This window comes from Pseudomonas sp. R5-89-07 (genome assembly GCF_003851685.1).
GTDB lineage: Bacteria > Pseudomonadota > Gammaproteobacteria > Pseudomonadales > Pseudomonadaceae > Aquipseudomonas.
Genome location: NZ_CP027727.1, coordinates 5,990,175 through 5,997,145 on the forward strand (window position 1 = coordinate 5,990,175; position 6,971 = coordinate 5,997,145).

Here is a 6,971-nt window from a genome sequence, read left to right on the forward strand (position 1 = left end):
GCTTACCCACCTATGTGCCTTCCCCCCAAGCTACGCCAGCGACTCTCCTGCCATGCCATCAGCTACGCATTGCTGCTCACCGCCACGGGCGGCGCGTTGTTGTCCCCAACTGCCGTGGCTGCCAGCGCGACGCAACACTACGCTATCGCTGCCGGCCCACTGGACAGTGCGTTAAGCCAGTTCGCCGCCAGGGCCAATGTGATTCTGTCCTTCTCGCCCCAGCAGACTTCGCGCCTGACCACGCCCGGATTGGAAGGCGATTACTCGGTGGATCAAGGTTTCGCGCTGTTACTGCAAAATTCCGGCTTGCAGACAGTCGCCCAGGCCCCCGGCAGCTATGGATTGCAAGCCGTGCCCACAGGGCAGCTCACCCTTGCACCGACAACCGTGAGTGGCTATCAACAGGATGGATTCAGTCAGGACAGTGTTGGGGACGTAGGCTACAAGGCGCAGAACAGCCGCATCGGTACCAAGACCAGCACGCCGCTGTCAGAGACGCCTCGTTCGGTATCGGTGGTGACCGAGCAGCGTATCAAGGACCAGAAATCGCAGACACTGACCGAAGTACTGGGTTACGTACCCGGCATTTTCGCACCGCCCTTTGCCGCAGGCGACGGGCTGGCGGGCGATCTGTTTTTCATTCGAGGCTTCAACGCTACGGACTACGGCTACGGCCTGCTCAGAGACGGACTACGTGTGCAAGGCAATCGATACGACACCACCAGTGAGCCGTATGGCCTGGAGCGCGTCGAAGTGTTCCGCGGTCCGTCGTCGCTGCTCTACGGTGAAAACGCCCCGGGCGGTCTGGTCAACCTGGTCAGCAAACACCCAACCGCCAATCCACAGGGCGAGGTGCAATTGGGGTATGGCTCGAACAACCGACGCCAGGTGGGTGTGGATATCTCCGGGCCGCTCAATGACAGCGACAATATCCTTGGCCGCCTGGTAATGCTTGGCCGCAAATCCGATACACAGACCGACCACGTACCGGATGATCGCGTTTACATCGCGCCTTCCCTCACCCTCAATTTCGACGACTACAACACCCTGACCCTGTTGGCCAACTACCAAAAGGACCACACCAACCTGGAGCTTGGCCTGCCGGCTGCAGGCACTCTGCTCAGCAATCCCAACGGCAAACTGTCCAAGCACACCATGCTCGGCGATCCGGATTGGAATACGTTCGAGCGCGAATCCTGGAGCACCGGCTACGAGTTCAGCCACAGCTTCAACGACGATTGGCAGTTCCGCCAGAATTCGCGATACATGCAGTCACGCATCAACCGCCATGAGACCTGGCCGGGTGCGCTGAATAACCGCGGCTTTGGCACTCAACTGAACATGACTGCCTACGATCGCTACAACAAGTCTATGGTCTATTCCCTGGATAACCAGCTCGAAGGCAAATTCCAGGTCGGTGGCCTGGAAAACACAGTGCTGTTCGGCGCCAGCTACGACCGCACCTCGTTCAACCAGGACTGGGATGCCGGCTTCGCCGGTACCATCAATGTGTATAACCCGGTGTACCTGCGGGACCCGCTCACGCCAATCGCTGTGCAGAACACCTTGCTTGAGCAGCAGATGGAAGGCGTGTATGCCCAGATCCAGAGCAAATACGACCATTGGCTGTTCCTGCTCGGTGGGCGGCAGGACTGGGTGGACAGCGATTTTCGCGACAAGGTGAACAAGGCCAGCGACATCAGCACCAACGACCGCAAGTTCACCTACCAGGGCGGCGTGATGTACCAGTTCGACAACGGCGTGACGCCGTATGTCAGCTATTCCACCGCGTTCGTGCCGGTGCAGCAGATTTCCAACGCCGGCTCCCCATTGAAGCCGATTACCAGCAGCCAATATGAAGTGGGTGTGAAGTACGAGCCAATCGGCTGGGACACGGCCATGACACTGTCGGTGTACGACCTGCGCAAACAGGACGATACCTATCTGGATGCCACCACCAACAGCTATCGCCAGGTAGGTGAGAGTCGGGCCAAAGGCGTGGAAGTGGAAGTGAACAGCAACCTGACGCCGAACCTGAACGTGACGGCGGCCTACACCTACACCGACGCACGCATTACCAAGGATTCTGCCACCTCTCTGGTAGAAGGCCACCAGATGACCGGCGTTCCCCGCAACCAGGCTTCCGTGTGGAGCAAGTATCGCTTCCTCGACGGCCAACTCAAGGGGTTGTCCGTGGGCGGCGGCGTACGTTATTTCGACAGCACCTTCTCCTATACGGCGCCTACGCTGTACGGGAAGTTGGATGCGGGGAGTGTCACGTTGGTAGACGCCTCGGTGGGCTATCAGATCGACCCGCACTGGTCAGTGGATGTGAACGCCAAGAACCTGTTCGACAAGGAATATGTGGCCGGTTGCAACGACGCCGGGCGCTGCTACTGGGGTGACAGCCGTACCTTGTTGGGTACGGTGTCCTACAACTGGTAACGAAAAGCCTGGCTATTTGCCGATGCAGAAGCTGGAAAAGATTCGTCCCAACAGATCATCGGAGCTGAAGGCACCGGTAATCTCACCCAGCAGCTGCTGCGCCTGACGCAAGTCTTCGGCCAGCAGCTCCCCTGCCCCCGCCAGGGTCAGCTGTGCCCGCCCGTGCTCCAATGCTGCGCTGGCATGGCGAAGCGCCTCCAGATGCCTGCGACGCGCACTGAAGCTGCTTTCCGAGGTCTGCTCATAGCCCATACAGGCCTTGAGATGGTCACGTAGCAACTCCAGGCCATCCCCTGCCGACTTGGCACTGAGGCTGATAGTCACATGGCCATCCTCGCTGGTTTCCATAGCGATGGCTTCACCTGTGAGGTCGGCCTTGTTACGGATCAAGGTGACTTTGGCCGGGTCTGGCCGTTGTTCGAGGAATTCCGGCCACAATGCGAAAGGATCCACAGCCTCGGGGGCCGTTGCATCCACCACCAATAACACCCGATCTGCTTCGCCGATGGCTTTGAGTGCACGTTCCACGCCGATCTTTTCCACCTGGTCGTCGGTATCGCGCAAACCCGCCGTATCAACCACGTGCAACGGCATGCCATCGATGTGAATGTGTTCGCGCAGGATATCGCGGGTGGTACCGGCGATTTCGGTAACGATAGCCGCTTCACGCCCAGCCAAAGCATTAAGCAGGCTGGATTTTCCGGCGTTGGGGCGGCCGGCAATCACCACGGTCATGCCGTCACGCAGCAATGCGCCCTGCCCGGCTTCACGCAGCACTGTGGATAACTCCTCGCGGACTTTATCCAGCATTGCCAGGACGTGGCCATCGGCCAAGAAGTCGATTTCCTCTTCCGGGAAATCAATGGCCGCCTCGACGTAGATGCGCAAGCTGATCAACTGCTCGGTCAAGTTATGCACACGCAAGGAAAAAGCCCCCTGCAAAGAACGCAATGCGTTGCGCGCAGCTTGTGCAGAACTGGCCTCGATCAGGTCGGCAATGGCTTCGGCCTGGGCCAGGTCGAGCTTGTCGTTGAGGAATGCCCGCTCGCTGAATTCACCCGGCCGGGCCAGGCGGCAGCCCAACTTCAGGCAACGCTGCAGCAGCATATCCAGCACCACCGGGCCACCGTGGCCCTGCAGTTCCAGCACATCTTCGCCAGTGAAAGAGTTGGGGCCCGGGAAGTACAGAGCCAGGCCTTCATCCAACACACTGTCATCGGCGTCCAGAAAGGCGCCGTAATGGGCAAACCGGGGCTTGAGTTCACGCCCGCTGATCGCCTTGGCGGCCACGCTCGCGAGCGGCCCGGAAATTCGAACGATACCCACGCCACCACGACCTTGAGCGGTGGCGACAGCAGCGATGGTTTCACGAGGAGCGCTCATCAGCAGGTTCCAGAATTAAAGTGTCGGAAAGCAAAACGCCCCACTAGGGGGCGTCTTGAGTGGTTATCCACAGAGTAAATTACGCCTCGGCTTTTTTGGTGGCCGCTTCGATTTTACGTGTGATGTACCACTGTTGGGAGATCGACAACACGTTGTTGACTACCCAGTACAGCACCAGGCCCGCTGGGAACCACAGGAAGAAGAAGGTGAAGATGATTGGCATCATTTTCATTACCTTGGCCTGCATCGGATCCGGCGGAGTCGGGTTCAGGCGCTGCTGGATAAACATGGTCGCGCCCATGATGATCGGCAGAATAAAGAACGGGTCTTTGATCGACAGGTCAGTTATCCACAGCATGAACGGCGCCTGGCGCATTTCCACGCTTTCCAGGAGTACCCAGTAAAGCGACAGGAATACCGGCATCTGCACCAGAATCGGCAAGCAACCACCCAACGGGTTGATCTTCTCTTTCTTGTACAGCTCCATCATGGCCTGCGACATTTTCTGCCGATCGTCACCATGTTGCTCTTTCAGCGCAGCCAGTTTCGGCGCCACGGCACGCATGCGCGCCATCGACTTGTAGCTGGCGGCCGACAGTGGGAAGAAGATCCCCTTGATCAGCATGGTCAGGAAGATGATCGAGAAGCCCCAGTTACCCACAATGCTGTGGATATGTTGCAGCAACCAGAAAATCGGCTGGGCAATGAACCACAGGAAGCCGTAATCCACAGTCAGTTCCAGACCTGGGGACAACTCCTTCAGCACGGCCTGGCTTTTCGGGCCGGCGTACAGGGTAGCGCTGGTTTCAGCCTTGGCACCTGGTGCGACGGTCAGCGCCGGGCCAGTAAAACCAATGATGTAGTTGCCCTGGCTGTCCTTGCGGGTTTGAACCAGGTTCGCGTCACCCTTGTTCGGGATCCATGCGGTCACGAAGTAGTGCTGCAGCCAGGCTACCCAGCCACCTTGAACCGTTTCCTTCAGCGCGCCCTTGTCGATGTCTTTCATCGACACTTTTTTGTACGGCTCGTTACTTGTCCACAGGGCGGCGCCCAGGTAAGTCGCGGTGCCGGTGGCAGTGCTGGAGGAAGGATCGGAGCTGGCGTCACGCTTGAGCTGGGCAAACAGGTTGCCGCTCCAGGCTTTATCGCTGGTGTTGTCGACCAGGTAAGTGACCTTCAAATCGTACAAACCACGGGTGAAGCTGAAACGCTTGATGTAATTGACGCCGTCGAGGCTGAATTTCAGGTCGACGTTCAACTGGTTCTGGCCATCAGCCAGTTGATAAGTCTTCTGCTCGGTCGAATAAATCGGACGACCGGTAGCACGTGCATCCGGACCATTGGTGCCGGTCAGGCCGCTTTGTGCCAGATAAGTACGCTCACCACCGTTATCGAACAGCTGGAACGGAACATCCGGGTGGTCTTGGCGACGTGGATAAAGCGGCAGCTTCAGCTGCGCAATATCACCACCCTGCGGGTCGATAGCCAGGTCGAGCACATCCGTTTTCACGTGGATGAGGTCTTTGTTGGTGACCACTGGCGTTTCTAACGGGGCACTTGTCTCGCCATTCGCGCTGGGAACATCGGCACTCGCGGACGCATTGTTACCCAGCGGGGTGTCCGGAATAGCCGGCGCAGCCTGATTGGTAGCAACATTCTGAGTCGGCAGGGCAGCCTGGCCGTAGTCTTGGTTCCATTTCAGGACCATGACGTAGGACACGATTGCCAGGGCGACGATCAGGATCGTGCGTTTAATATCCATGATTACTCGGCCATCGAAGAAGAACGGGAGGTAGGGATAGGCGGAACCGGGTCATAACCACCGGGATTCCACGGATGACAGCGACCTAAACGACGAAAGGTCAGCCAGCCACCGCGCAGAAGACCATGATTTTCTATGGCCTCTAACGCGTAGCAGGAACAACTGGGGTAGAAGCGACAGTGGCTGGCCATCAGGGGACTAATGGCATAGCGATAAAACTGGATCGGAACGAGGGCCAGTTTACGCATCGGTACTGTCTACCCCTACAGTTTCGGTGCTGACTGCTGGTGCTGGTTTGTGGGTACGCGCCAGACGTTTCCAGAGCTTGCCGAAATGCTGAATCAATTCGGGGTTTTCTACATCCCCCAAGCCTTTGCGCGCGACGATAACAATATCCCAACCAACCAGAGTCTCCTGGTGGAGGCGAAACGATTCGCGCATCAGACGCTTGAGGCGATTGCGCTCAACGGAGAGCTTTACGCTCTTCTTGCCGATCACCAACCCGAGACGGGGGTGATCAAGATCGTTGTTACGCGCAAGGAGCAGGAGATTTTTCCCCGGAACCTTGCCGGTGGGGGAGTCAAAGACTGCCTTGAAATGCCGGGGGGTTAGCAGACGCTTTTCCCGACTGAAGTCCTGACTCACCACCAGTACCGGATTATCAAACTGCCAGACGCGCACGACCTTTGGCGCGGCGACGCGACAGGACAGCACGGCCGTTCTTGGTAGCCATGCGAGCACGGAAGCCGTGAGTACGGGCGCGTTTGATGGTGCTTGGTTGGAAAGTACGTTTCATGGCGTTGTTACCTGGTTCGTCCACAACGGGCCGGAATGGCCCCCGTTTTAAGAGACCGGCGATTCTAGAGAAAGCAAGCCTCTAGGTCAATTTCCAACCAGCTTTTCCTTTAATTAGATCTCTTGAGGCCACGCTGCCCTTTTCTACTCGCTTGCCGTTCAGAGCAATGCCATAGATATAAAAATAAAGAAGGAAGGTATTTAAAGCTTTTCTGTAAAGCTTATAAAAGCTAGAGAGCCGTTCATCTGTGGATAACTGCCTTCAGGCCATATACTTCAAGCTGTACAGAGGATGACAACACGGGGGAGAAACGGTGCTCTGCCTGTGCTGCGCTGTCGGATAAGCTGTGTGTGGAATGGGTTGTTATCCACAGGCCAGTTACCCACAGACTTTCGACCCTACTTGTGCAACGAGCTTAGGAGTGGTTATCCACAGAGCTTATCCACCGACCACTGGTCGTCTTTTTTTGGGTTAAGACGTTGATTTTGGCTGGTCTGTGAGCAAGCTACATGTGGATAAGTGGGCGGCTGGCCGCTACAATGGCGGCTGTTTTTGCCTCACCGGCTTTCAACTTAGGGGATATCC

At 57.3% G+C, this 6,971-nt stretch carries 6 protein-coding genes; 1 reads left to right on the forward strand and 5 read right to left on the reverse strand.

From position 1 onward, the window contains the following. Window positions 1-12: 12 nt before the first annotated feature. Window positions 13-2,445, forward strand: coding sequence for a TonB-dependent siderophore receptor (locus C4J94_RS27515; RefSeq protein WP_124388894.1), 2,433 nt, complete (start codon window positions 13-15; stop codon window positions 2,443-2,445). Window positions 2,446-2,457: 12 nt separating this feature from the next. On the opposite strand, the gene mnmE is transcribed toward C4J94_RS27515, so the two are convergent. From mnmE to rpmH, 5 genes are all read right to left on the reverse strand, one after another. Beyond that, window positions 2,458-3,828, reverse strand: coding sequence for a tRNA uridine-5-carboxymethylaminomethyl(34) synthesis GTPase MnmE (gene mnmE / locus C4J94_RS27520; protein ID WP_124388895.1), 1,371 nt, complete (start codon window positions 3,826-3,828; stop codon window positions 2,458-2,460). A gap of 79 nt (window positions 3,829-3,907) precedes the next feature. Then, a complete protein-coding gene (yidC, locus tag C4J94_RS27525) occupies window positions 3,908-5,590 on the reverse strand; it encodes a membrane protein insertase YidC (RefSeq protein ID WP_124388896.1) in 1,683 nt (560 codons plus the stop codon). A 2-nt stretch (window positions 5,591-5,592) separates the two neighbouring features. Continuing rightward, entirely contained in the window at window positions 5,593-5,838 is a 246-nt protein-coding gene (gene yidD / locus C4J94_RS27530) for a membrane protein insertion efficiency factor YidD (RefSeq protein ID WP_010207715.1), read from the reverse strand. Continuing rightward, the gene (gene rnpA, locus C4J94_RS27535; RefSeq protein WP_372240907.1) at window positions 5,831-6,238 is read right to left on the reverse strand and encodes a ribonuclease P protein component; all 408 of its coding nucleotides are present in this window, start codon (window positions 6,236-6,238) and stop codon (window positions 5,831-5,833) included. Before rnpA ends, yidD begins: the two co-directional genes overlap by 8 nt. A gap of 13 nt (window positions 6,239-6,251) precedes the next feature. Next, entirely contained in the window at window positions 6,252-6,386 is a 135-nt protein-coding gene (gene rpmH / locus C4J94_RS27540; RefSeq protein WP_003213577.1) for a 50S ribosomal protein L34, read from the reverse strand. Between the last annotated feature and the right edge of the window lie 585 nt (window positions 6,387-6,971).